The sequence below is a fragment of the Pseudomonas syringae group sp. J254-4 genome, assembly GCF_032586855.1.
Classification (GTDB): Bacteria; Pseudomonadota; Gammaproteobacteria; order Pseudomonadales; family Pseudomonadaceae; genus Aquipseudomonas; species Aquipseudomonas amygdali.
The window spans coordinates 161,511-186,058 of the sequence record NZ_JAWHOO010000005.1; the positions used below are offsets into that span (position 1 = coordinate 161,511).

General features: G+C 57.8%; 20 protein-coding genes and 2 pseudogenes. 11 read left to right on the forward strand and 11 right to left on the reverse strand.

The window, feature by feature from the left end; genetic code table 11:
* Positions 1-8: 8 nt before the first annotated feature.
* From RYB09_RS08870 to RYB09_RS08910, 9 genes are all read right to left on the reverse strand, one after another.
* On the reverse strand, positions 9-1,004 hold the full coding sequence (locus tag RYB09_RS08870; RefSeq protein ID WP_316887981.1) for an NAD-dependent epimerase: 996 nt from the start codon (positions 1,002-1,004) through the stop codon (positions 9-11).
* A complete protein-coding gene (locus RYB09_RS08875) occupies positions 1,001-2,329 on the reverse strand; it encodes a UDP-glucose/GDP-mannose dehydrogenase family protein (protein ID WP_316887982.1) in 1,329 nt (442 codons plus the stop codon). The genes RYB09_RS08870 and RYB09_RS08875 overlap by 4 nt, the downstream gene beginning before the upstream one ends.
* 177 nt (positions 2,330-2,506) lie before the next feature.
* The gene (locus RYB09_RS08880; RefSeq protein WP_122259309.1) at positions 2,507-3,547 is read right to left on the reverse strand and encodes a FecCD family ABC transporter permease; all 1,041 of its coding nucleotides are present in this window, start codon (positions 3,545-3,547) and stop codon (positions 2,507-2,509) included.
* The gene (locus RYB09_RS08885) at positions 3,544-4,503 is read right to left on the reverse strand and encodes an ABC transporter substrate-binding protein (protein ID WP_316887990.1); all 960 of its coding nucleotides are present in this window, start codon (positions 4,501-4,503) and stop codon (positions 3,544-3,546) included. The genes RYB09_RS08880 and RYB09_RS08885 overlap by 4 nt, the downstream gene beginning before the upstream one ends.
* 1 nt (position 4,504) lies before the next feature.
* The gene (locus tag RYB09_RS08890; RefSeq protein WP_219170664.1) at positions 4,505-5,284 is read right to left on the reverse strand and encodes an ABC transporter ATP-binding protein; all 780 of its coding nucleotides are present in this window, start codon (positions 5,282-5,284) and stop codon (positions 4,505-4,507) included.
* Positions 5,284-7,428: a TonB-dependent receptor gene (locus RYB09_RS08895; RefSeq protein ID WP_316887993.1), complete on the reverse strand. Its 2,145-nt coding sequence runs from the start codon at positions 7,426-7,428 to the stop codon at positions 5,284-5,286. Before RYB09_RS08895 ends, RYB09_RS08890 begins: the two co-directional genes overlap by 1 nt.
* Before the next feature lie 529 nt (positions 7,429-7,957).
* Entirely contained in the window at positions 7,958-8,371 is a 414-nt protein-coding gene (locus tag RYB09_RS08900) for a VOC family protein (protein WP_316887995.1), read from the reverse strand.
* A gap of 173 nt (positions 8,372-8,544) precedes the next feature.
* The gene (locus tag RYB09_RS08905; RefSeq protein WP_316887998.1) at positions 8,545-9,489 is read right to left on the reverse strand and encodes a class I SAM-dependent methyltransferase; all 945 of its coding nucleotides are present in this window, start codon (positions 9,487-9,489) and stop codon (positions 8,545-8,547) included.
* Entirely contained in the window at positions 9,486-10,937 is a 1,452-nt protein-coding gene (locus RYB09_RS08910; protein WP_316888000.1) for an iron-containing redox enzyme family protein, read from the reverse strand. The genes RYB09_RS08905 and RYB09_RS08910 overlap by 4 nt, the downstream gene beginning before the upstream one ends.
* Before the next feature lie 216 nt (positions 10,938-11,153).
* Here RYB09_RS08910 and cysC point away from each other — a divergent pair, with 216 nt between their 5' ends.
* Together cysC and RYB09_RS08920 are read left to right on the forward strand one after the other, a co-directional pair.
* Positions 11,154-11,756, forward strand: a complete 603-nt coding sequence (cysC, locus tag RYB09_RS08915; protein WP_058407659.1) for an adenylyl-sulfate kinase — start codon at positions 11,154-11,156, stop codon at positions 11,754-11,756.
* A gap of 154 nt (positions 11,757-11,910) precedes the next feature.
* Positions 11,911-12,429, forward strand: a complete 519-nt coding sequence (locus RYB09_RS08920) for a DUF4142 domain-containing protein (protein WP_316888002.1) — start codon at positions 11,911-11,913, stop codon at positions 12,427-12,429.
* A gap of 270 nt (positions 12,430-12,699) precedes the next feature.
* On the opposite strand, the gene RYB09_RS08925 is transcribed toward RYB09_RS08920, so the two are convergent.
* Both RYB09_RS08925 and RYB09_RS08930 read right to left on the reverse strand, forming a co-directional pair.
* Positions 12,700-12,897 (reverse strand): hypothetical protein, encoded by a 198-nt coding sequence (locus RYB09_RS08925; protein ID WP_005756931.1) that lies wholly within the window; start codon positions 12,895-12,897, stop codon positions 12,700-12,702.
* A gap of 38 nt (positions 12,898-12,935) precedes the next feature.
* The gene (locus RYB09_RS08930) at positions 12,936-13,817 is read right to left on the reverse strand and encodes a manganese catalase family protein (RefSeq protein ID WP_002555970.1); all 882 of its coding nucleotides are present in this window, start codon (positions 13,815-13,817) and stop codon (positions 12,936-12,938) included.
* Between the two features lie 425 nt (positions 13,818-14,242).
* Between RYB09_RS08930 and RYB09_RS08935 the strand changes: the two genes are divergently transcribed.
* The 9 genes and pseudogenes from RYB09_RS08935 (at position 14,243) to RYB09_RS08965 (ending at position 24,487) form a co-directional block, all read left to right on the forward strand.
* The gene (locus RYB09_RS08935; protein WP_002555969.1) at positions 14,243-14,467 is read left to right on the forward strand and encodes a DUF6555 family protein; all 225 of its coding nucleotides are present in this window, start codon (positions 14,243-14,245) and stop codon (positions 14,465-14,467) included.
* A gap of 1,424 nt (positions 14,468-15,891) precedes the next feature.
* Positions 15,892-16,059, forward strand: a pseudogene (locus tag RYB09_RS27175) (HAMP domain-containing protein); the annotation flags it as partial.
* A gap of 159 nt (positions 16,060-16,218) precedes the next feature.
* On the forward strand, positions 16,219-16,929 hold the full coding sequence (locus tag RYB09_RS27180; protein ID WP_410478299.1) for a methyl-accepting chemotaxis protein: 711 nt from the start codon (positions 16,219-16,221) through the stop codon (positions 16,927-16,929).
* A gap of 215 nt (positions 16,930-17,144) precedes the next feature.
* Positions 17,145-18,131, forward strand: a pseudogene (locus RYB09_RS27185) (methyl-accepting chemotaxis protein); the annotation flags it as partial.
* Between the two features lie 198 nt (positions 18,132-18,329).
* Positions 18,330-19,034: a methyl-accepting chemotaxis protein gene (locus RYB09_RS27190; RefSeq protein ID WP_410478300.1), complete on the forward strand. Its 705-nt coding sequence runs from the start codon at positions 18,330-18,332 to the stop codon at positions 19,032-19,034.
* A gap of 618 nt (positions 19,035-19,652) precedes the next feature.
* Positions 19,653-21,407 (forward strand): ABC transporter permease, encoded by a 1,755-nt coding sequence (locus tag RYB09_RS08950; protein WP_011169923.1) that lies wholly within the window; start codon positions 19,653-19,655, stop codon positions 21,405-21,407.
* 20 nt (positions 21,408-21,427) lie between these two features.
* Complete coding sequence (locus RYB09_RS08955; RefSeq protein ID WP_316888059.1) at positions 21,428-22,732, forward strand: nitrate/sulfonate/bicarbonate ABC transporter ATP-binding protein; 1,305 nt, start codon at positions 21,428-21,430, stop codon at positions 22,730-22,732.
* A 49-nt stretch (positions 22,733-22,781) separates the two neighbouring features.
* Positions 22,782-23,849, forward strand: a complete 1,068-nt coding sequence (locus RYB09_RS08960; protein ID WP_029241026.1) for a sensor histidine kinase — start codon at positions 22,782-22,784, stop codon at positions 23,847-23,849.
* A complete protein-coding gene (locus RYB09_RS08965) occupies positions 23,849-24,487 on the forward strand; it encodes a response regulator transcription factor (protein WP_005744911.1) in 639 nt (212 codons plus the stop codon). Before RYB09_RS08960 ends, RYB09_RS08965 begins: the two co-directional genes overlap by 1 nt.
* Positions 24,488-24,548 lie beyond the last annotated feature (61 nt).

Below are 24,548 nucleotides of genomic sequence, written 5' to 3' on the forward strand. Positions count from 1 at the left end.
AGTCCTTGTTATTGAAGTGGCACACAGAGCCGGGCCTGATAATGCTCCCGATACCAGTCGACGAAGGCCCTGACGCCGGTGTCAACCGAGACCTGTGGTTGAAAGTCGATCCATTGGCTCAGCGCACTGACGTCAGCCCAGGTTTTCAATACGTCGCCTGCTTGCAAAGGCAGGTAGCGTCGCTCGGCGCGCAGGCCTAGCGCGGCCTCCAGGCAATCTACGAACTCCAGCAGCTTGACGGGCTGACCGCGGCCGATGTTGAAGAGTTGATGAGGCGGCTCGCTGCCAACGGTGTCGGGCGGCAGCAAGCGCAGACGCAGGATGCTTTCGACAATATCGTCGATGTAAGTGAAGTCCCGGGCCATTTCGCCATGGTTGTAGATATCCACAGGCTGCCCGGCCAACATGGCTTTTGTGAACTTGAACAGCGCCATGTCAGGCCGGCCCCAAGGTCCGTAAACAGTGAAAAAACGCAGCCCTGTGGCGCGCAGGCCGTACAGGTGGGAATAGCTGTAGGCGGTGAGTTCATTGGCGCGCTTGGTGGCGGCATACAGGGACAGCGGCCGGTCGACGGCATCCTCAACCTGAAACGGCATGCGCGTATTGGCACCGTAGACCGAGCTGCTCGACGCGTAGATCAGGTGCGCGGGTCGATACTGCCGACAGGCCTCGAGCACGTTGATAAAGCCGACCAGGTTGGATTGGGCATAAACATTCGGTTGCTCAAGCGAATAACGCACACCGGCCTGGGCTGCCAGGTGGATGACCTGTTCGAATTCATTGCGCGAGAACAGGGCGGACAGACCTTCGGCATCGGTGATGTCCAGCCTGTTGAACGTGAAACCAGGCAAGCGCTGGAGTATGGCCAGTCGCGATTGTTTAAGTTCGACGCTGTAATAGTCGTTGAGGTTGTCGATACCGACGACCTCTATACCGAGCTCGCACAGACGTTTGGCGACATGGAAGCCAATGAATCCGGCAGCACCTGTCACGAGCACCGTCATGGCTGGATCGCCTGGCCACGACCAATGCCATAGTAGGCAAATCCGGCATCACGCAATTGCGACGGGTCGAACAGGTTGCGGCCATCGAAAACCGCTCGATCCCGCAGTTTCTCGCCGAGCTGGTCCAGATCCAGAACCCGGTAGTCCTGCCATTCGGTCACCACTACCAGAGCGTCTGCACCTTCCAGAGCATCTTGCTTGCACTGCACCAGTTGCAGGTCATCACGCTCGCCATAATGATGCCTGATAGCTTCGATCGCCTGCGGGTCGTGGGCCTGAACCCTGGCACCGGCTGCCCAGAGTGCTTCAAGCAGGGCATGGCTGGATGCTTCGCGAATATCGTCGGTATTGGGTTTGAAGGCCAGCCCCCAGACAGCGAAGACCTTGCCCCTGAGTTCGCCGTGATAATGAGTGTGGATATTTTTAAACAGACGGAGCTTCTGGCGGCGATTGACCTGTTCGACAGCATTGAGCAGCGCTGTCTCCACCCCGTTCTCGCTGGCTGTGCCGATCAGCGCCTGCAAGTCCTTGGGAAAGCATGAGCCACCGAAGCCGCAGCCTGGGTAAATGAAGTCGTAGCCAATGCGAGGGTCGGAGCCAATGCCAAGCCGGACCTGTTCTATGTCGGCACCCACCTGTTCGGCCAGGTTGGCCATCTCGTTGATGAACGAAATCTTGGTCGCCAGCAGGCAGTTGGCAGCGTACTTGGCCAGTTCCGCGCTACGGGCATCCATGATCACAAACTTCTCGCGGTTGCGACTAAACGGCTGATACAACTCGCGCATCTGCTCCAGCGCTCGCGGGCTGGCCCCGCCGACGATAATACGATCCGGACGCAGGCAATCACTGACCGCGCAGCCTTCCTTGAAAAACTCTGGGTTGCTGATCACTTCAAAGCCGTCATCGCGTCGTGGACTGGCAGCGATTTCAGCGAGCAGGCGGTCAACTGTCCCCACGGGCGAAGTGGACTTGTTGACAATGATCCGAGCACCGTCAGCGTGTCTGAGCACGGAGCGCAGCACGGCAAACACCTGGCTCAGGTCTGCTTTGCCGTCGGCTTGCGCTGGTGTGCCAACTGCGATGAATACCAACTCTGCAAAGCGGCTGGCGTGCACTTCATCGGTCGTGAAACTTAGTCTTTTGCAGTCCAGGCCGTTGCGGAGAAGTTCGCCAAGACCGGGCTCGAATATAGGACATATGCCTTCGCGCAGCGCATCAATGCGTTTGCTGTCGACATCCATGCAGCATACGGTGTGGCCCACTTCCGCCAGGCAGGCGGCAAGGGTAAGCCCCACATAACCGGTTCCGAACACTGTCACTTTCAAGTGCTGCTCCTTCTGCTCCATGAATTGAGGAGCCTGGTTTGTTTCAGGCGCCCGAACGCGTCTTGAACAACTAGCGCAAGATAAATGTCATAAATGTGTTAAGAAACGATGACATGAGTTTGTCATGTAGTGAAAAAGCCAAGGGCGGTCATACTTCAAGTGATCAGTTGGCAGCCTCTAGCTTCGCTTCATCATGAAAATAAAAAACAACCCTCCCAACAAAGCCGTCGCAATACCGATAGGCAGATCTTCTGGCGCGATAAGCGTGCGGGAAATGACATCCACCCAGATCATCAACAAAGCTCCCAGAAGCGTGGCGACAGGCAGCAGTCGTCGATGCTCCGAGCCCACCAGACGTCTGGCGATGTGCGGCACCATCAGGCCGACGAAACCTATGGAGCCGCACAGCGCGACCAGTACGCCGGTCATCAGTGAGGCGATCAGGAAAACCAGCAGGCGCACATTGCGTACTTGCAGACCAAGGCTTGTGGCGGTCTGATCGCCGCCCATCAGTGCGTTCAGGGAACGACCCAGCCCTTGCAAAAGAACCCAGCCAGACAGAACCGTGATCAGTGGCACAACAAGCAGCTCCCAGCGCGCCAGACCCAGCCCGCCAAGCATCCAGAACAGCACTGAAGAGCTGGCGCGGTGGTCGCCCAGAAACAGCGACAGGTTGGCGATTGCCATCATCACGAAGGACACGGCCACACCGCCGAGCAGCAGGCGTTGGCTGTCCAGGCGGCCTTTGTGGCTGGCCAGCCACAGCACCAGGCACAGGCTGACCAGCGAGCCGACAAATGCAGCCAGTGGCAATGTCAGTGTGCCAAGCACTTCCCCTACATGCATGACCACGATAACTGCGCCGAGTGTCGCGCCCGAGGTCGCTCCCAGCAGGTGAGGGTCGGCCAGCGGGTTGCGCGTCGCGGCTTGCAGGACGCTGCCGATCAGGGCCAGTCCCGCGCCTGCCAGCACGCCCAGTAATACACGGGGCGTGCGTATCAGCCAGACGATGGTTTCCTGTCCCGCGGTCCAGAGGGGTGGGTTTTCGCTCGCGCCGAACAGCTTGAACATCAGGATATCCATCACCCGGTTCAACGGCACAGGGGCCGCGCCGAAGGTGATGCACACCAGGCATGAGAGCAGCAGCACGAGCGTCAGAGTGATCAGCAAACCCGTGTACCGGCGAGGACGCTCGGTCAGCCACTGCGCCAGGGTCATCGCGTCACGTCATGAAATGCCGCTGCAAGCGTCTCGATGGCTGTGACGTTATCGATACCAGGCGTCACCGCCACGTAGGGCAGCACGACATAGCGTCGGTTGCGGATCGCGTCGATGGATTGCAGCGCCGGGTTGCTTTCAAGGAAGTGCTGTTTCTGCGCGGCGCTGACTTCGCCGTAGTCGACGATCACAATAACCTCGGGGTTGCTTTGCACAACCGACTCCCAGTTGACGTGGGTCCAACTGGCCGCGACGTCGCCCATGACATTCTGCCCGCCCGCGGCGCTGATCAGTGCCTGGGGGATTGCCAGCCGCCCAGCGGTCATGGGCCGGTCTTCACCGCTGTCATACAGGAAAACCCTAGGCGGCGATTTGCCTGCCACGCTTGCCTGAACCTTGCTTACGCTGTGGCGCATTTGCGCAACCAGCGTCTCTGCGCGAGCCTGTACGTCGAATATCCGGCCCAGGTTCAGCAAGTCGTTGTAGACATCCGCAAGCGTCGCTTCAGCGCGCGGCATTATCTGCGCGCAGGACTCGGTCAGCTCATAGGCCTGAATACCCAATGGGGCCAGGCTCTGCGGCGTGACGTCGCCTCCCACCCGCATGCCATAGTTCCAGCCGGCAAAATAGAAGTCGGCGTTGGCATTGAGCAGTGTTTCCAGAGACGGGTATTTGCTGGCCAGCTCGGGCAGATTGCCAAGGTCGCGCAGCAGGCCCTGATCAGGTTTGTTCCAGCCGGTGATGCCGCTGTAGCCCACCATGTGTGATTGCAAACCCAGGGCAACCATCATTTTGGTGAGGTTTACATCATTGCTGACTGCACGCTGCGGCGCAGCCGTGAAGGTCACCGAGCGGTCGCAGCTTTGCACGGTGACGGGGTAGGCGCTGGGTTGCGCTTGCACCATCGGGCTGCACAACAAGGTGATCAAAGCCAGGCGGGTGAGCAGGGCGTTCATTTCAGGGTATCCAGGTAATGCGCGGGTAATCACGCAGAGGGTGGCTGTCGACCAGCGCCTTGGCGCCGAATACGTTGAGCAGCATTTCCGGGGTCAGCACTTCCTGGGGCGTGCCTTGCGCAATGAGCCGGCCGTGATGAATGACACACAGGCGATCACAGAATGCCGCCGCCAGGTTCAGGTCATGGATACTGGCCAGCGTCGCCACGCCGAGCTGTTTGACCAGCCCCAGCAGTTCCAGTTGATGGCGCGGGTCGAGGTGATTGGTCGGCTCGTCCAGCACCATCAACCGAGGTTCTTGCACCAGTGCCCGCGCGAGGAGGCAACGCTGTTTCTCGCCGCCGGACAATGTGTCGAACCGATGCTGTTCATAGCCCGCCAGCCCTACGGCGCTCAAAGCACTCTGCACAATCGCGCGGTCGTGGGCGCTGTCCGCAGCGAAGAAGCCCTGATGAGGCGCGCGGCCCATGCTCGTCACGTCCAGCAGTGTCAGGCCGAATGCATCGGGAAATTCCTGGGCAACCACTGCTACGTGCCTGGCGCACCAGCGTGGGCTGCGGGACCAGATATCGTGAGCGCTGATCGCGACCTTGCCGCTGTGCGGACGGCTGTAGCGGAATGCACAACGCAGCAGGCTGGTCTTGCCGCTGCCATTGGGACCGATCAGGCCGACAAACTCGCCGGCAGCGATTTGCAGGTCGATATCTTTCAGGGCGAAGTGTTCGTGCGCGCAGACCGACGCCTGTTCCGGTGCCCACGCGAGACGCTCTAGCGCGAGCATCAGAAACTCAGGTCCGCAGTCACGTACAGCGAGCGGGGTTCACCCAGAATCCATTGCTGGCCCTCGTTGTACTGACTCGCTGCGTATTGCCGATCAAACAGATTGCGCGCCTGCAAGCCGAGCGTGGTATTGCGCAGTGCTTTCCATGACAGGCTGGCGTCGGCCACGGTGTAGGCGGGCAGTTCGCGGGTGTTGGCGATATCGGCGTATCGGCTGTCGACGTAGCGCAGCCCGGCGCCAATCTGCACAGCACTGCCGAGCTGTTTGTCGAGCCACAGGTTGGCCGTGCGCTTTGGCACATCGACGGGCGTATTGCCGTCACGCGAGACGGCCACGCCCGCTACGCTCTGATCAAATTGGTCATAGCGTGCACGAACGAAGGCCGCGTTGGCGGTCAGGGCCCAGTCCTGTGGCAGTTGCAGCTTCATGCTGGCCTCAAGCCCGTCGGAAGACTGCTGGCCTACCTGTTGGGTGAGGTCAGGATTGCCGGCATCGGTGGTGAGCAGCTTTTTCTTGACGATATGGTAAGCCGCCAGCGTCCACTCCAGGCGCTGGTCCCACAGTGACTGTTTGAAACCTACCTCCGATTGCCTGGCGGTGGCCAGGTCGAATTGTTGCTGTGTGGGGTTGAGAGAGACAAGGCTGCCAACGCCATCGGTGCTGGTCGAGTATTGAGCGTAGGCAGAACTGTCCGGCGTCAGCGCGTAAACCAGTCCGATTTTCCAGTTGTTGCCGATCAGGTCCTTTTCTGTGCGGCTGTCGTCACGCAGGGCGTTGCGTTCGATATCCACGTAGTCACGCCGCACGCCTGTGATTATCGAGAGTTGCTCGCTCAGTTGCGTGCGGTTTTCCCCGAAGACCGACAGTTGTCGGGTCGTGCTTTTGAACAGCTCCGAATAGGGCGACGCACTCTGAAAATTGCCCGGTGCGGGATGTTCGATATCAATGGGGTCTCCCGCCGGATTCACATCGTTGTAGGGGGAATTGTTGGTCAACTTGAAACGGATACGGTTGACGTCCATTCCCAGCACACTCTGGCTATCCAGCCCGCCCAGACTGTGTTTGAAGGTGAACGTCTGCCGATCTCCCACCTGCTCCTGATTGTGCTTGATGCTGAAATAGCCGCTGCGCGACAGCTGCTGAGTAGCAGCGTCCCAGTTGTAGTTCTCGGCGTTCTGCCAGCGTCGGTGCGAGGTCAGGTAGTAAAGCTCGTTGGATGAAGTGAGCCGGTCGGAGATCTGCCAGTCGGTGGTCAGCCGCGTCCATTGGTCATCGTAATGTTGCTTGTCGTTCTCGATGTTGTAGTTCTTGTCTCGCAAGCCTTCGTGATAACGGCCGTTGATCATCGGCACGCCGAAGTAGTTCATCGGGCGCTGTTTGCCGCCGTCATGGGCGAGGGTGAACGACAGGTCTTCGCTGGCCTGCCAGCGCAGGGCACCGCTGAAGAACGTGCTTTGCGAGTCGCCGTCATTGATCCAGCCGTTGCTGCGCAGCTGATTGAGGTTCAAGCGATAGCTCAATTGATCGGTTAACGAGCCGCCGCTGTCCAGCGCAGTTTGCTGGCTATCGTACGAACCGTAGCCAAGGCGCAGGTGGTTTTCGATATCGCCTTCAAAAGGCTTCTTGGGGATGACATTGATCACTGCCCCGGTAGCACCTTCGCCATAGAGCACGGAGGCCGGGCCGCGCAGTACTTCAATGCGGTCGATTGCCCAGGTATCGACCGGCATGGTGACGGTGCCCATGGCGCTGTACATGCGGCTGCCGTCATACAATTGCATCACCGAGCCCTGACCTGTGAAACCACGCGCGGACAACGCCGTGCCTCCGTCGCCGGGCGTACCGATCGCCGTGATGCCGGGGCTGCGGGCCACGGCCTGCTGCACATTGGCGTCACCGCGACTGCGAACCTCGTCGCCATCGAGCGAGCTGGTGCTGGCCGGGGTCTGCAAGGCCGTCAATGGCAGGCGAGAACCTGCATGCGTAACTGAATCGAGATGCTCTGCATCTTGCGACAGGGCCGTAGCGTTAATCGTGGACGGAGCAAGCTCGACCTGTTCGGAAGCGTTTGCGTAGCTCGCGCTGCTGGCCAGCAGGCAGAGCGTTGCGACTGCACGGCGGGAATGGAAACGAGGGCTGATCATGGATTGAAGGGTCGCTTTGGAGGACTGCGTTTGATAATTTGTTAGTGTTATAACATAACATTTTGGCGGCGATATACACGTCTGTTTTTCTCCAAGGATGTGAGAAGACCTACGCTTATCACTGGTTAATCAAGAAAAAACGAGCACAGTCGCTCGAAGTCAGGATTTTCTTTGCTGAGTAAGAAAAACCTGGACGCGTAGACTGACAAAGGATTTTCCCATGCATCTGGCTGGATATGCCCGGCATCAGGAATCGCTAAAGCTCGCGGGCTTCCCTCTGCATCGACCGGCAAGGGTTCAGCATGTCACGAGGATTGAGCAAACCGGCGAAACCCTGGCCGTGCCTCCAGGCGTTGCGCCCGATCCGGAGGATCTGCCGGGTCATTTACTGTCTCCAAAAACCGCCGCGAGCATTACGTATATTCAGTGCAGGAAGAGGTGTTTGATTACATCGAAAAAATCACGAACGCCATGCTCGCTGAGCAGCATGCGGCAAAGAAATATGCTGGGGTCACTGATCAATAACGACTCAATAAATCGCCCAGCATCCTGGCGTCAGCAATTCGACGAGATTTTCATCGGGGTCGCGGAAGTAAATACTTGATCCGCCCTGAGGCCATTCAGTCCGGCCTTCGATGGCGACTCCGGCCTGAGCAAGGCGATCAGCCCAGGGTTGCATCTGGTCGGCGTTGATAGCGAAGCACACATGAATTCGCCCTTGCGCATCATGAGGCGGTATTTCTCCGCCGCTCAGATACTGCGTCTGCAGTGAAGCTCCGCATTTGAACAGCAGCAAGGTACTCACACCGCCCACATTGAATGCCACTAATGTGGGGCTTTCAAACATGACCTCCAGTTCAAGGGTGTCGGAATAAAAGTCCTTGGCCTTGGCGAGATTCTCTACATAGAGCGCCGTTTCGATAATCTTGTTGAGTCGTAGCATGTGGTGTCATCCCTTCCGTTTTGCGACAAGTCTTCCTTGATCAGCGACGTTTCGTTGATCAAAGGCTTGTGGCAAGTTTCACGGGAGACCGACACGCTGACCAATGCTCTGTTCTTATGTGCGTTATAAGACTGAACTATTGAAGAAAAACGAAATGGCCTGCGGGGACATTTCTATGCCCGCCTTGTTACCACCAACTCCACCGCTGCAATACGGTCCACGTCTTCGTAACCCTCTTCAAGCAGCTCTTCGCCAAACACATCCGGGTCCAGTTCGCGGTAGGTCCATGCCAGGGCCGCATGATCGATATCGTCGCGCACGGCCTCGAAGAACGGGTCGTGCTCGCCCACCATGGCCACACCGGTATAGAGCACCAACGAGCCGCCCGGGGTAAGGCGATCCAGCGATTCGCGCAGGATGCGCACTGACAGGTCCGCGCCCAATGCGTCACCGCCGTGGCGGTAGGCGCGGCGCTTGGCGTCTTTCATGTACGGCGGGTTGGCAACGATGAGGTCGAAGTTGCCTGTCAGGCCCGAGAGGATATCGCTGTGGCAGCATTGCATGTTTTCCAGCCCGGCCACCCTGGCGTTGGTCTGAGCGAAATGCAGGGCCTTGGGGTTGATGTCGACGGCGCAGACCTGCGCCTGCGGGCGCGCAACTGCGATCAGCAGGGCACCAGCGCCGGTGCCACAGCCGATGTCGACGGCGCGGTTGATGGAGTGCGAAGTGCTTTGCAGATGGCGATTGATGGAGTGCGCAAAGCGATAGGTATCCGGACCGAAAAACACCGAGTCTTCATCGCCGGTAGGAAATGCGGAATGCACCAGTAACAAGTCATCCAAGCTTGAAAATCTCACCCGGCTCTTCAAGCCGTCTTCGCTGCGTTGAAGAATACCGGCTTCCAACAGCCCCTGAGCCTCTGCAACCGGAAGCATGGACTCCGGTATCGTACGGCTCCAGCCGAACACATCCCGCAGCGATACCGCAGTGCGGTTTTCCGGGCGTTGATTGACGTGTTGATGAGTCAACGGCGTGGGCGTGATGAAACGATAGCCACTGGTTTTGAGGCGCTGGGCGAGCGCAATCAGCGCTGCGCTGTCGGGCAATGAATGACTCATGGGCGGGCTCCTGTCACTCGCTCGGCCATGCTGCTGACAAACAGGCGAGTGGCATGTAGCCCTGCGGCCGACGCGTGCCTTGCCGGGGACATGCTCTCGATCAACGTGGACATCTTCTCGGACGCCGCTGCCGACTCGAGTTTCATGTGCAGCTCGCGCACATCCGGGTCAGCATCCGCCGACGCAGGCCCCGCAAGAACCGGCGACGGCTGAGCGCCGCCTTGCAGATTGCGGAAACGGGAACGAAATGCTTCCGGCAGACGCTTGCCGACAGGCGGCTGAGCGCTCCCATCCGACAGCCAGTCGCCAGCGATCCAGTCGTGCACCAATTGCTTCTCGTAGCCATTGAACACGCCGAACATCGGTGCACCGACCCCTTCGAACAGTTTCCAGAAGCGGCTATTAAGAGGGTCTTCGTGACGCTTGATCCAGCCCCTGTTTTGCAGCACGGCAAGAAATTCCGGGATCTGGTCAGGCTCGGCAAGCCACTCGTTGACCGTCTTGCCGTCCAGACGGCAATAGTCGGAATGCATGTGCTGACCAAAGGTCCGCTTGCGCTCCAGCATGGCGATCACTTCCTGCTCCAGATCGAACGACTGGATGACCTGGGTAGAGCCCATGCCCAACTCGTTCAGCCTGTAGCCATTGGAAACACGGCGATAAAATTCGTCGCGTTCCTGGCCCACAGGCAACAGCTCAAGAACGCTCTGCGCAGCCTTGCGTGCGTGGCCGGTGCTGGCGTTATCGATCGTCACATGCAGCGTGAAGTAATAAGGGTCGATGCCCAGTTCATTCAGTTCGAACGATGTGATGAGCAAATGCAGCGGCAGCTGTTCATAGCCCAGGTTGTAACCAATCACCTCGGGAAGGTACTGCTCGCTCAGTTGCCCCAGTGACAGCTGAATGGCGCCTTGCAGGTAGGCATCATCTGCCAGTGGGGCGCTGGTGTCGCAGTCCAGGTCGGCCAGCAACTTGCGATAAAGGGAGACATGATTCTGCGCCTGTTCGCCGTCGCCCAGTTCTTCCAGGTAAGTACGAATCAGACCGTGAAAACGGTAGTCTGCCCAATGCGGCAGCAAGCCATACAGCCATGCACCGTCAACCAGCTTGGTCGGCGCGACCTGCTGAATGAAATACATCGCGTGAGCCTTGGTCTTGAAAAATCGCCTGGGCTGCCCGGCGCGACGTTGTTCAAGATAGAGCGCATAGTGATCGGCTACGACCCCTACGTTCTGCTCCATCCAGTGTTCCAGCGTTTCAGGCTGAGCCGGAAGGTCGCAGTTTTCCCGCTCGGCCAAGGCCAGGCAGTGATTCAGAAACATGACCGCATCGTGTTGATATTCTGGAGCACGTTCACTCATCCATGATTGATAGACGGTTTTTGAACAGGCTTCTTCAACGACGGTTTTGACGACGGCATTGCCAGTCATCACTTGAAGAGACGTCATGAAAATCGTACCTCGGCAGTTGAAAATCACGATTGACGCGGTCACGCGAGACTTTCTGTTTTCTATGCAGCGTAGATAAGTGAGTATCGTGATACGGGGAAATTCAGCGTATTTTGCCGAGGGCCGATAGGTGGCAGATGTGGTTATTCCATGAGCACGAATGCCTCGCGGAAAAAATGTATTCTCGTTCTGTGTGCACATCAGGAACAGGCGATCATGGACAACTCACATGGCGTACAGAACCTTGTCTGGCAAACCAGCCAAGTGTCCTCGACAGACCGTGAGCAGCATTTGAAGCAAACGCCGAAAACAGTCTGGCTGACCGGATTCAGCGGCTCCGGAAAGTCCACCATAGCGTTTGCACTGGAGCGAGCGTTGATGGACCGTGGCAGGCTTGCGTATACCCTGGATGGCGACAACATACGTCAGGGTTTGTGCCGGGATCTGGGGTTTGCTGCGGCAGATCGTTCGGAGAACATCAGGCGCATCGCTGAAGTCGCCCGATTGATGAATGACGCAGGCCTGATCGTTGTCTCGTCGTTCATTTCGCCCTATGAGACCGACCGGGAAACCGCTCGCTCGATCATTGGCCACGAGCGCTTCATCGAAGTGTTTGTCAGCACACCGCTTGAAACCTGCATTCAGCGTGACCCCAAAGGGCTCTATCGCCGGGCGTTGGCAGGCGAGTTGAAAGACTTTACCGGCATCAGCGCCCCCTACGAACCGCCTGCTGGCGCCGCCCTGTGTCTTGATACCAGTCGATTAGCAATTGACGACTGTCTTAAGCAAGTTTTACGGCTGCTCAGCCTGAATACATAAGCTGGCTGCCTCACCTGCAGGGTTCAGTATCATCGATACATCGGCGTTTTACTGCAAGCGGTCGGAAAGGCTGAACACAGGTTTTGGGCGTGGGTCAAAACGTTTATATCGTCGATAACGATGATGTATTCAGCCCACACAAGGATGATCGAAAATGAACAATTATTTTCGCATGAGCGCCATTGCCATCGTGCTTTCGCTAGGCTCTCAAGTGGTTACTGCTGCGCAGGACGCTGACGACTTTGTAAAAGATGCTTCTGCAGCAGGGATCGCAGAAGTTCTGGTCGGCAAGCTTGTACAGGATGAGCAGGGTGTGTCTGCCGACGTGAAGAAGTTTGCTCAGCAAATGGTCACAGACCACACGGCTGCTAACGATAAGCTGGCAGCGATTGCCAAAAGCAAGAACCTTGAACTGTCCGAAGACCCCATACTCAGGGATAAAGCCGAGGCCGCCATTCTGGAAATGCACAAGAAGTCGTTTGATCAAGCGTATGCCAATAATCAGGTCATTGCGCATGAGCAGGCGACCAAACTGTACAAGGAAGAGGCCGAGAACGGTGATGACCCCGAGCTCAAGGCGTTTGCCAAAGCTACGTTGCCAACACTTGAGCAGCATCTTGAACATGCGAAAAAACTTGCAGCTGCGCATGGCGACGACGCTGCCAAAAAGTGATGTAACTGTAAAAGCGTGATGGGATATTGCGCATGATGACATCTTCCTGGCGAGAGGTAATGTCATGCGGCTATTGAGACGTCACTGAATGATATGACTTTCGGCGCTGCAAACATCTGAGCGTTCGTGAATGACCAAATCTTCTATGGTCATACGAGTCATGGTTATATCCTTTTCAGTAACCGAGTGACTTATCCACAGGCAAGGCTGGTGTCCAGCCTGCCCGGGGACTCGCCTTATAGAACGTGTGCCATTGATGACCGAATGTGATCAGCGTTCTGGCAGGTTGTTATCAAGCAAGGTTCCAACCCCAAAGACCTTCATAGCCATCACCACCTGAAGACCCCGACGTGCCAGCAGCGCCTGAGCCTCGAAAGCACGAAGCCCTTTTACAAACACCGCGTCGGTCAACGCAGTATCCAACTCGCCCTGAGACGGGAAAGGTTTGCGGGAGCGAAGTTTTTTCATGATTCCGTTCTCCTGAACAAGACAGGCTTAAACCCGTTTCAAACATTTTTGCCCTGTACAAAACCAGAACCCAGATCCGCACCGGTAATAGGGTTGGCAGTCGGATCGGACTGGGTCCGCTCCTTCATCATTTCCAGCACTTCTGCATCCTTGGCATCCAGTGTGACGGAAGCAGTGCCATCGCCGCCATCGACAGCCGGTTGTGGCGATTCCACATACTCCCAGACACCGCCCTGGTTCCACGGACCGCGTACATTGGGTTCACCGGACATGTTGAAGTACTTGTTGGTGAATTCCGGCATGCCTGGCAGCTTGCCCTGCGGGAAGTTGGGCTGGATGGCGTGCAGGGCTTTTTCGAAAGACAACTGATGAGCGATTTCACGTGTCATCAGAAAGCCCAGTGCCTCTTTCACGCCCGGGTCATCTGTCACGTTCATCAAACGCTCGTAAACAATCTTCGCTCTGGATTCCGCAGCGATGTTGGAGCGGAAGTCAGCCGTTGGCTCGCCAATGGTATCGATGTAGGCCGCCGTAAAAGGCACACCGGCAGAGTTGGTCAACGGCGCACCGGCCCCGTACAGCAGGCTGGTGATATGGGAGTCGTTGCCATTGCCGTTGATGGAGCGGTAAAGCTCGCCTTCTTCTTCGATGCCTTCAGCCAATTGACCTTTGGCGCCTTTGTTGAGCATGACAATAATCGAGCCGACTATTTCCAGGTGGCTCAACTCTTCGGTGGCGATGTCCATCAGCAGGTCTTTACGGCCTGGATCCTCCTCGCTCAACCCTTGAGTGAAATAACGTCCGGCTGCTGCCAGCTCGCCTTGGGCACCGCCGAACTGTTCCAGCAGAAGATTGGCCAGTCCAGGGTTTGGTCTAGCTACCCGCACGGTATATTGAAGCCGCTTGTTATGAATAAACATGTCGTGTCCTCAGGCGTGATCTTTTGGGAAGCGTCAACCCACCTGGATGGGTTTTATTCAACGCAGTCACTGGATATGAGAAAGCGGGGATGTAGACGTTGCGTATAACTTTAGTGAACGGGATGAACGGCCTGAAAATCCGGGTTCAATAGAATTTTCTTATTCGCTGAATGTTTGAAAAACAACACACTATTAGTTCAGAGGCCCCGCAGGCAATGCTCAGAGCGTAAGCCGTCTGTGTTGGCGAAAAATTCAAAAAAGACGGGTTATAAACAAAGTCTATTAGTTGTCATAGCCTTGCGGCCATCCCTATCGGCATGAGTGAGGGTGGCTATATGATATCGCTTACATGATGGCATTAATATTTTGAATTTTTCGAAAACCCTGCGATCTGTTTTGCGAGTCGACAAAGCAGGAGCAACACAATGGCTGATGAAAAACACTACCGTATCGATTACCTGCTGCATGGCAGTTACAAGACGTTCTATATAAGAGCGGTTGTCATGGACAATAAAGAAGCCTGGCACTGGGCGTCGGTGGATGCAGGATTCGGTGCGATCCCCAAGTACCGTTCCGACCCGGTACCAAAGCTGAGCAAGCCTCAAGCTGAAAAGCTCGGGTTGTCGAACGTGGAGTGGACGAGGGCTTGAAAGGCCCTCGTTCAAAACGCTATGACGCTCACCGTTGTGCGTCACGATGCCGCACAACGGTGTACGCGCTGAAAGATCTGTGGTCGACAGATCTGCCAGATGGACACCCATTTCCCTCCGTACTGAACTGAATCCACCTCATTTGGATCAGCGTTCACCGCAAGCTTCACTCCCCAAGCTCCGCCCCCGCGTCTTCCCGTAAACCCCCGCGACCTCAGGTTCTACGTAGCCCTGCCGATAGACCGGTATCAGATGATGGCCCTCATTGAACTTCCAGATGGGGCACAGCTCTGAGGTGATGTCACTATGCCTCTATCTGAATGGATGATTCCCTTCAAAGCGGCACCACTGACCTTGCACCTGCCGTGATACAAAGAAATAAAGGAGCTTTTTCAGCCGGATCGGGCGCCTAAATTAAAATAGAGACCACTATGAACATCCTTTCGCCTGGTATTTACCTTACCAATCGCCTGCGGTTCCCTGCCAAGTTTGCCGTTTTAGCCATCATCATCGTCATCCCGCTGATCGTTCTTGGTCTTCGGGTTTTCAACAGTCTGAATGCGAGCATAGACACCGTTGCCCAGGAACGTATCGGTCGTGAATACCTGCATGTCATGACACCCGTTCTGCGACTCTCCATGCTGCAGCGTGCAGCAACCAACCGTTTGCTCGCCGGTGATGCCTCCGCTGCCCAGGATCTGGCCAGCAACCGCACCCAGCTTGAAACAGCGCTTGGTAACCTCGCCGACATGGATGCCCGTCAAGGACGTCTGCTGGAGACCGAGAGTCGCGTGCAGCGTCTTCGCGAAGGTGCGCGCTCCCTGATGGAAAGTCTCAAGCCTGGTCTTTCGCAAGACGAGGTGTTTGCACAGTGGAATGAGCAGCTGGCCCAGACACTCAACTTTATCTATTACGTCTCGGCTACCTCGGGCATGGTACTGGACGAAGATTATGCCTCGCTGTTTCTGATCGACCTGAGCACCATTCGCATGCCCAGAGAAATCAACGTGGCCGGTCAGATCCGGGGTATCACCGCCGGTTTGAGTACTGGTCAGGGGCTAAGCGTACCGATGCGCGGCTCGCTTGAGAGCCTGTTGAAGATCGAGCTGCAATTTCGCGCGGAGCTGGAGCAAAGCATTCGACTGCTCAAGCGTCGTGCGCCAGAGCTTGCTGCCCGCATTGGCGACCCTATCGCTTCGGCCACCTCGACGATGGACGGCTTTCGCAATGACCTGCAAGCGTACGTCAAAGGTACGGAATTCTCGGTGCCGCAGGGGCAGGCGCTGAGCGCGCGCGGTAACGCTGTGGTCGCCGGGCTTTATAAGGCCCAGGACGAAATTCAGAGTGCGCTTCAAGGTGAACTGGATACGCGTTACAGCGCGCTGCTGCTGCAACGCGAAGTCGTGATTGCCATGTGCGTAATCATGGGCTTGCTGCTGCTCTATGCGTTCTTCAGCATCTACCGCGCCCTGCGCCTGACCATCGACGGCCTGCTGGGCGTCACCCGTCGTCTGGCCGACGGTGATCTGAGCGCCCGTGTACAGGTGAGCAGCAAGGACGAAGTGGCTGACATCGCCAACGGTCTGAACCTGATGGCCGAAGCATTCGCTAGCTCCATTTCGCACATGGACCGCACGTCATACGAACTGTCTGACGTAGCTGCCCGACTGGGCACCTCCATCGGTCTGGCCAAGCAGTCGATGAACGCGCAACAGGCTGAAACCGAGCAAGTGGCGACGGCCATCAACGAGATGACCACAAGCGTGGCCGATGTAGCGCAGAACACCGAAGGTGCTGCGCTGGCTGCTGATGAAGCCAACACTGCCTCGCGTAACGGGCTGCGCATCATGCATCAGGCCCACTCGACCATTCAGGCTCTGGCTGAAGAAGTGGAAGTCAGCGCCCAGAAAGTCCAGGCGCTGGCCCTGCACAGTCAGTCGATTGGTGGCGTTATTCAGGTCATCAGTACGATTGCCGATCAGACCAACTTGCTGGCCCTGAATGCTGCCATCGAAGCGGCTCGGGCTGGCGAGCAGGGCCGCGGGTTTGCTGTGGTGGCTGATGAAGTCCGCACGCTGGCTTCGCGCACTCAGGCGTCGACCGAAGAAATCCGCAACATCATCCAGCAACTGCAAAGTGCCACCGATGCTGCCGTGCAGCAGATGCAAGCCGGCCAGCAAAAGGCCCAAGCGTGCATCAGTGCCGCCAGCGATGCTTCTGGCAGCCTGTCGAGCATCAGCCAGGGCGTCGAGCGTATCGTCGAGATGAACACTCAGATCGCCAGCGCCGCGGTGCAGCAGCATGCGGTTTCCGAAGACATCAACCGTAATGTCATGGAGATTCGCAACAGCTCCGGCACCTTGATGCTGGGTATCGACAACAATGCCGTCACTGCCGAAGAACTGGCGCGAGTTGCTAGCGACATGCGCAATGTCGTGGCGCGTTTCAAGCTGGTTGCCTGACCGGATCGGGGGCTTGCAGCCCCCCCGATTCTCCTCTCGAATCGGCGTTCGAACGCTGATTGCCTTTTTTCGATCAAGTTTTGCTCTTCTGCGGCCGATAGCTCTGGCGCGCGGGTTTGCTGTCCATAAAAACAAATCTTCAGCTCTTTCGTCGCGCACAAAAAGCATTTTCAGGAGATTTTATGAACAGCAGTTTTGCGAATATCAGCGTCAACATGAAGTTGGCATTGGGCTTTGGGACGGTTCTTTTTTTCACTGCCATTCTCGCTCTGGTCGGCTGGACCAGCCTCGATAAACTCATCAATCGCACCGACAGAATCGGCGATATCACTGAGTTGAGTGACAACCTGACCAATCTGCGCGTCGCGCGCCTGCAATATATGCTGACTGACGGCGATGAAACCGCCGCGCAAAACATGCAGAGCAAACTGGATGTCTTCAAGGCGCAGCAGCAGTCACTGCTCATCACCTTCGACAATCCGATCAACCTCAAGCCTTTACGTGAACTGGCCGACGTCACTCGCGACTACGAGGCATCGTTGAACAGCATGCGCGCTGCGTTTCAGGCCGGCGCCAAAGTGCGTAATGACATGACCGCCAACGCCATGGTTGCCATGCGCGCTGTCGACTCGTTGAACGATGCCGTCATGCAGATCGATCCTGCGGACCCGGCGCGTTTCGATCAGGTCCAACTGGCGACTGCCGCCAGGCAAGACCTGATTCTGGTTCGCTATGAAGTACGTGGTTATACCGGCAACCCCAATGACAAGACCGAGAAAGCAGCTTTTCAGCAACTGGATACGGCGATCAGTCATCTGGACAGGCTCAAAACCGCTTTTGGCGCTGCCAACCGCGAACAGATTGCCCAGTTTGAAAGCGCTCTTCGCAGCTATCGCAGCTCGGTCGACGCTTTCAAGGCCACCACTCAGACTGCTGCGAGCGTGCGCAAGGACCTGACTTCCCAAGGGGCTGCCATCGTCAAACTGGGCGAAGAGCTGTATGGCATTCAGATGCAGATGGGCAAGGATGACACCGCTCAGGCGCGTAACCTGCAGATCGGTTGCGTGCTGTTGGTCATGTTGCTGGGCATTCTTGCGGCCATCGTCATTACCCGTCAGATCACCCGGCCGCTGCGCGAAACGCTGGCGATTGTCGAGCGCATCGCTGCTGGCGACCTGACTCATACCGAAGCCGTCACCCGACGTGACGAACTGGGCGTATTGCAGCAGGGCATCCAGCGCATGGGCACAACCCTGCGCGAGCTGATTTCCGGTATTCGCGACGGCGTCACGCAGATTGCCAGCGCTGCCGAAGAGCTGTCGGCGGTTACCGAGCAGACCAGCGCCGGGGTCAACAGCCAGAAGGTCGAGACCGATCAGGTGGCGACCGCCATGCATGAAATGTCGGCCACTGTGCACGAAGTGGCACGCAATGCCGAGCAGGCGTCCGTTGCTGCCTCCGATGCCGACAAGCAGGCTCGTGACGGTGACAAGGTCGTCGGCGAAGCCATCCAGCAGATCGAGCGACTGGCCGCCGAGGTGGTGCGCTCATCCGATGCAATGAATGTGCTGGAGCAGGAAAGCGACAAGATCGGCAAGGTTATGGATGTAATCAAGGCGGTTGCCGAGCAGACCAACCTGCTGGCACTCAACGCAGCCATCGAAGCCGCGCGTGCCGGGGAAGCCGGTCGCGGTTTTGCCGTTGTGGCCGACGAAGTTCGCGGTTTGGCGCAACGGACCCAGCAGTCCACCGAGGAGATCGAGGGCCTGGTGGCTGCATTGCAGAATGGCACGCGTCAGGTGTCGGGCATCATGCTTGGCAGCCGCACACTGACTGACAGCAGTGTCGAGTTGACGCGCAGGGCCGGTACGTCACTGGAAAGCATCACCCGGACCGTGTCGAACATCCAGGCGATGAACCAGCAGATCGCAGCCGCCGCCGAGCAACAAAGCTCGGTGGCCGACGAGATCAGCCGCAGCATCGTCAACGTTCGCGACGTGTCCGAGCAGACCGCTGAAGCCAGCGAAGAAACCGCAGCCTCCAGCGTCGAACTGGCGCGTCTGGGAGGCCAGTTGCAAACGATGGTCAGCCACTTCCGCGTCTGAGCCAGCGGACTTTTATGCCCTTGCGGTGCGGGGCGCGTGAGGTGTTCTTTCGGACACCTGTCGTTTCCTGCGCTCCAGCGAAGAAGTGATAAAGAGGACGCGGAGCGTCCAGAACGGCATGCGACGCAGAGCGTCGCACGATAGTTGATAGCTCTTACAGACGCCTATCGTTCCTCACGCTCCAGCGTAGGAATGCCGTGGGTGACGCTCCGCGTCACAGATCTGCGCTGCGCCGCTGAATCGAGACCGGACGCAGTGCGTCGCACGATAGTTGATAGCGTTCTCACAGACACCTATCGTTCCTCACGCTCCAGCGTGGGAATGCCGTGGGTGACGCTCTGCGTCACAAATCTGCGCCGCGCCGACTGTTCACGATCGGGCGCAGAACATTCAGAACGGCATACCCGTTAGTCCTGCAAATATACGTTGGTATATATAATTCATACTCACAGATAAACATGACCTACTTTTGCAGGTTTTAACAGTTGTTCAAAACTCGATAAGCTTTACTCACTGTCCGGCAACTATTAACTCACGGCCTTTTTCTGTTATCGCCGACCGCCTGTTTGTTTATCACGCTGGCGGGTACGCGCCTGCACAGCCGATTCGAGGTGAACAATGCATTCGATATTTGAATTCGGTAAAAGCCTGCGCACGCCCCGTTTTGTAAAACCCGGTGCGCGCACTCCTTATTGGGCCGATGGTATTTGCCTGGTCGTTATTGCCGTGTTTATTGCGCTGGTGCTGTATGGCGTGGGCCAGATGATGCAGCCACTTGCCGCGCTGAACTCAAGCCCGATGAGCCTCGACCCTGCGCGCCTGCCCGAATATGCATTGCGCACCACGCTGCGCATGTTCATCGCGCTGGCGGCTTCGCTGGTTTTCACGTTTGTCGTGGCCACGCTGGCGGCCAAAAGCCGTAAGGCCGAGCAGGTGATTATCCCGGCGCTGGATATTCTTCAGTCGGTTCCGGTATTGGGGTTTCTGACGTTCACAGTGACCTTTTTCATGGGGCTGTTCCCCGGTCGGCAAATGGGTGTCGAATGCGCAGCGATTTTTGCCATTTTCACCAGCCAGGCATGGAATCTCGCATTCAGTTTCTATCAGTCACTGCGTACCGTGCCGAGCGACCTGAATGAAGTCACCCGGCAGTTCGGACTGTCTCCACTGCTGCGTTTTACCCGTCTGGAGCTGCCGTTCGCCGTACCGGGGCTGGTGTGGAACATGATGATGTCGATGTCCGGCGGCTGGTTTTTTGTGGTCGCTTGCGAAGCCATTTCGGTCGGTGACACCACGGTCAATCTGCCCGGCATCGGCTCGTGGCTGGCGCTGGCCATCGAGCAGAAAAACCTTGCTGCGATTGCCTGGGCGGTGGGCGCAATGGCGCTGGTGATCCTGGCCTATGACCAATTGTTGTTCAGGCCGATCGTGGCATGGGCGGACAAGTTTCGCTTCGAGCAAACCGCATCGTCAAAGCGTCCGCGCTCCTGGATGTACAGCCTGCTGGGTCGCTCGCGGGTGGCACCGATGCTGGGCTCGATCCTCGCTGCGCCATGCAAATGCCTGATGCTGATCGACTGGCGCGTGGTATCCCGGCTGTGGAACGTAAAGCTCACGCCTGGCGTTGCCCGGTTGCTCGACTATCTATGGCTGGCCCTGGTGATGGCTGCTTGCCTGACCGGCAGTGTTTACCTGTTCAGGTTCATCGAGACATCGCTGGGCATGAGCGACCTGGTCACCGCGTTGGGATTGGGGCTGGCAACAATGGTGCGGGTGATTGTCCTGATCGTCATCGCCAGCCTGATCTGGGTGCCTGTTGGTGTATGGATCGGCTTGCGTCCGGTCTGGGCTGAACGCTTGCAGCCGATAGCGCAGTTCATGGCGGCTTTTCCAGCCAACGTACTGTTCCCTTTTGCAGTGATTGCGATTGTCGGCCTGCACCTGAACCCGGACATCTGGCTTTCGCCGCTGATGGTGCTCGGCACCCAGTGGTACATCCTGTTCAACGTGATCGCAGGGGCCAGCGCCTTGCCGACTGACCTGCGCGAAGCGGCCACGATATTCAACATGCGCGGCTGGCAGTGGTGGCGGCGTGTGGCCTTGCCGGGGGTGTTCCCCTACTACGTCACCGGGGCGCTGACCGCATCGGGTGGGTCGTGGAACGCCAGTATCGTCGCTGAAGCGGTGTCCTGGGGTGATCAGCATCTGGAAGCGGCAGGGCTGGGTTCTTACATCGCCAACGCGACTCAGGCGGGAGACTTTCCGCGCGTTGCGTTGGGCATTGTTGTCATGTCGATCTTCGTCATCGCGTTCAACCGGTTGCTGTGGCGTCCGCTGTACGGGTTTGCCGAGCGGCGTCTGAGTCTTGTGTGATCTTGATTGAGGAGGGCGCCATCATGATGGCTGTCGAAACGCGTTGCCTGGTAGATGTTCAGAAAGTCCGACATGTGTACGGCAAAGGCAGCAAAGAGCGCCTGGTGCTGGATGACGTGACACTGACGCTCAATGAGAACGAAATAGTCGGCCTGCTGGGTCGCTCCGGCTCGGGCAAGTCCACCCTGCTGCGCTCCATCGCGGGGTTGGTGGTGCCCACCGAAGGCGAAGTGAATTTTCCTCGCCGCGTGCAGGGGCGGTCGATGTCGGTAGGCATGGTTTTTCAGAGCTTTGCCCTGTTCCCGTGGCTGACGGTGCTGGAAAATGTCGAAGTCGGGCTTGAAGCGCAACGTGTGCCACCTGCCGTGCGTCGCAAGCGCGCGTTGGCGGCCATCGACCTGATCGGTCTGGACGGCTTTGAGAGTGCTTACCCCAAAGAGCTTTCAGGCGGCATGCGCCAGCGCGTGGGCATGGCACGTGCGCTGGTCATCGACCCTGATGTACTGCTGATGGACGAGCCGTTTTCCGCGCTCGATGTGCTGACGGCCGAAACCCTGCGCACCGACTTGCTGGATATGTGGAGCGAAGGGCGCATGCCCATCAAGTCGATCCTGATGGTGACGCACAATATTGCCGAAGCCGTGCTGATGTGCGATCGCATTCTGCTGTTCTCCTCCAATCCGGGTCGGGTGATCAGCGAGATCAAGGTCGATCTGCCTCAGCCGCGCAACCGTCAGGACCCAATCTTCCGGGCGCTGGTGGAGGAGATTTACGTGCTGATGACCCAAGACAACGATGCAGGCGAAATACGTCAGGGCGTGTTTCCAGGCACCGGGCTGGGCATGGTTTTGCCGCAGGTGTCCACCAATGCGCTGGCAGGGCTGATCGAAGCCATTCATGCGCCGCCCTACAGCCTCAAAGCGGACCTGCCGGAACTGGCCAGCGCGCTGCACTACAACGCCGATGAGCTGTTCCCGATTGCCGAGGTCCTGCAACTGCTGCGTTTTGCAGAGCTCAAGGGCGGTGATATTCGCTTGTTGCCTGCCGCAAATCGCTATGCGCTGGCGGATGTCGACGAACGCAAGCAACTGTTTGCCCAGCACCTGCTGAGCTTCGTGCCGCTGGTCGCGCACATTCGGCGAGTGCTGGATGATCGCCCCACGCACACGGCACCGGCGCGGCGTTTTCGCGATCAACTGGAAGACTTCATGTCGGAAAGCGATGCCATGCAGACCCTGAATGTCGTTACGCAATGGGGGCGTTACGCCGAGCTGTTCGCTTATGATGAGCTGGCCGATCAGTTCAGTCTGGATAACCCGTCCTGAGGTTTGTACGACATACTCGGCAGGCCTTTTGAAGAGCGAGAGGGTGCAGATGCACGAGCCAGAATCCTGTAGCAGAGCCGCGATGGTCGTCAGGTGGGTCGCCTTGCTGGCGCTGGCGCTGGTCATCGCGATTGCCGATACCCTGACCGATCTGGAGATCGCCGTGGGGGTGTTCCAGATCGCGGTGGTGCTGCTGGCGGTCAGGCTTTTGCCGGTCAGGGGCGTTATTGTCATGGCGGCGGTGTGCATGCTGCTGACGGTGGTCAGTTACGAAATGACCACCTCCAGAGGCAGCGAGGCGTCCGGGCTGATCAACTGCGTCATCAGCCTGGCCGCCATCGCTATGACCACCTGGCTGGCGCTGCGTATGGCGCGGGCCATCCGCACGGTTCATGAAGCGCGCTCGCAGCTGGCGCACATCGCACGGGTCAATCAGTTGGGTGAGCTTGCTGCGTCCATTGCCCATGAGGTGAATCAGCCGCTGTCGGCGATTGTCATCAGCGGTAACGCCTGTCAGCGCTGGCTGGCCACCGAGCCGGTCAATCTGGAAAAGGCCCGTCAGGCAGTCGAGCGCATGATCGGTGATGCCAATCGCGCCGGAGATATCATCGTGCGAGTGCGGGCCCTGGCGAAGCGCTCGTCGACGCACAAAGAGTGGATAAGTGTGGCGGACACGGTGGCCGAGATCGTTGCGCTGGCGCACAGCGAGATAGACGGGCAGGGCGTCACACTGTCGGTTGACGTGCCGGAGGGAATGCCACCGCTGCTGGCTGACCGTGTGCAGATCCAGCAAGTGCTGCTGAACCTGATGCTCAACGGCATGGACGCGATGAGGAAAGTCGAACCGGAGCAGGCGCAACTGGACGTGCGGGCCGAGTGGCGCGGAGGCGGGGAAATCGAGTTCACTGTCAGCGACAGCGGTGTAGGGATTCAGCCGGAAGCAGCCGATCGGCTTTTCGACGCTTTCTACACCACCAAAGAGGAAGGCATGGGAATTGGGCTGGCGATCAGTCGGTCTATCATCGAAGCGCATGGCGGACGAATCTGGGTGACGCCCAACCCGTCAATTGGGGCCACGTTTCATTTCACTCTGCCCACTGGAAAAATGGAAACCTGATGAACACAGCCGCTACTGCACCGCAGGCCGAAGAGCCGGTCATCTTTGTCATCGATGACGACCTCTCGGTGCGTTCTTCGCTGGAAGACCTGCTGGCTTCAGTTGGCTTGCGCAGCATGTTGTTCGGCTCGACCCGCGAGTTTCTGGACACCCCTCGTCCTGATGCGCCGGGCTGTCTGATTCTGGACATTCGCATGCCCGGCATGAGTGGCCTGGATTTTCAGGAGCACATGGCCAGGTCGGGGATTTTTCTGCCGGTCATTTTCATCACCGGGCATGGCGACATTCCCATGTCCGTGCGGGCGATGAAGGCCGGTGCGGTGGAGTTTCTGACCAAACCCTTCCGTGACCAGGACTTGCTGGACGCGCTTCAGCAGGGGCTTGAGCGAGACCGCAGCCGTCGCCGCAACTCAGCCGTCGAAGCCGAACTGCAGCGCCGTCACGCCAGCCTGAATCATGGCGAACAGCAGGTGATGGAACTGGTCGTCAGTGGCTTGCTCAACAAACAGATTGCAGCCCGCCTGAACGTGAGTGAAATCACCGTCAAGGTCCGGCGTGGCTCGGTCATGCGCAAGATGGAAGCCGACTCGCTCGCTGACCTGGTCAAGTTTGCCGAGCGGCTCAAAGAGCTCCGTTGATTAACCCACGCCCGCACACCTGTCGTTCCTTGCGCTTCCGCGTTTGACTGCCTTGCGTGAG

Coding starts and splice junctions, on each gene's coding strand:
- cysC (WP_058407659.1), top strand. CDS start 11,154: ATGGACAACTCACATGGCGTACAGAACCTTGTCTGGCAAACCAGCCAA.
- RYB09_RS08920 (WP_316888002.1), top strand. CDS start 11,911: ATGAACAATTATTTTCGCATGAGCGCCATTGCCATCGTGCTTTCGCTA.
- RYB09_RS08885 (WP_316887990.1), bottom strand. CDS start 4,503: ATGAACGCCCTGCTCACCCGCCTGGCTTTGATCACCTTGTTGTGCAGC.
- RYB09_RS27190 (WP_410478300.1), top strand. CDS start 18,330: ATGTCGGCCACTGTGCACGAAGTGGCACGCAATGCCGAGCAGGCGTCC.
- RYB09_RS08965 (WP_005744911.1), top strand. CDS start 23,849: ATGAACACAGCCGCTACTGCACCGCAGGCCGAAGAGCCGGTCATCTTT.
- RYB09_RS08900 (WP_316887995.1), bottom strand. CDS start 8,371: ATGCTACGACTCAACAAGATTATCGAAACGGCGCTCTATGTAGAGAAT.
- RYB09_RS08930 (WP_002555970.1), bottom strand. CDS start 13,817: ATGTTTATTCATAACAAGCGGCTTCAATATACCGTGCGGGTAGCTAGA.
- RYB09_RS08905 (WP_316887998.1), bottom strand. CDS start 9,489: ATGAGTCATTCATTGCCCGACAGCGCAGCGCTGATTGCGCTCGCCCAG.
- RYB09_RS08935 (WP_002555969.1), top strand. CDS start 14,243: ATGGCTGATGAAAAACACTACCGTATCGATTACCTGCTGCATGGCAGT.
- RYB09_RS08910 (WP_316888000.1), bottom strand. CDS start 10,937: ATGACGTCTCTTCAAGTGATGACTGGCAATGCCGTCGTCAAAACCGTC.
- RYB09_RS27180 (WP_410478299.1), top strand. CDS start 16,219: ATGACCACAAGCGTGGCCGATGTAGCGCAGAACACCGAAGGTGCTGCG.
- RYB09_RS08870 (WP_316887981.1), bottom strand. CDS start 1,004: ATGACGGTGCTCGTGACAGGTGCTGCCGGATTCATTGGCTTCCATGTC.
- RYB09_RS08950 (WP_011169923.1), top strand. CDS start 19,653: ATGCATTCGATATTTGAATTCGGTAAAAGCCTGCGCACGCCCCGTTTT.
- RYB09_RS08895 (WP_316887993.1), bottom strand. CDS start 7,428: ATGATCAGCCCTCGTTTCCATTCCCGCCGTGCAGTCGCAACGCTCTGC.
- RYB09_RS08890 (WP_219170664.1), bottom strand. CDS start 5,284: ATGCTCGCGCTAGAGCGTCTCGCGTGGGCACCGGAACAGGCGTCGGTC.
- RYB09_RS08960 (WP_029241026.1), top strand. CDS start 22,782: ATGCACGAGCCAGAATCCTGTAGCAGAGCCGCGATGGTCGTCAGGTGG.
- RYB09_RS08925 (WP_005756931.1), bottom strand. CDS start 12,897: ATGAAAAAACTTCGCTCCCGCAAACCTTTCCCGTCTCAGGGCGAGTTG.
- RYB09_RS08880 (WP_122259309.1), bottom strand. CDS start 3,547: ATGACCCTGGCGCAGTGGCTGACCGAGCGTCCTCGCCGGTACACGGGT.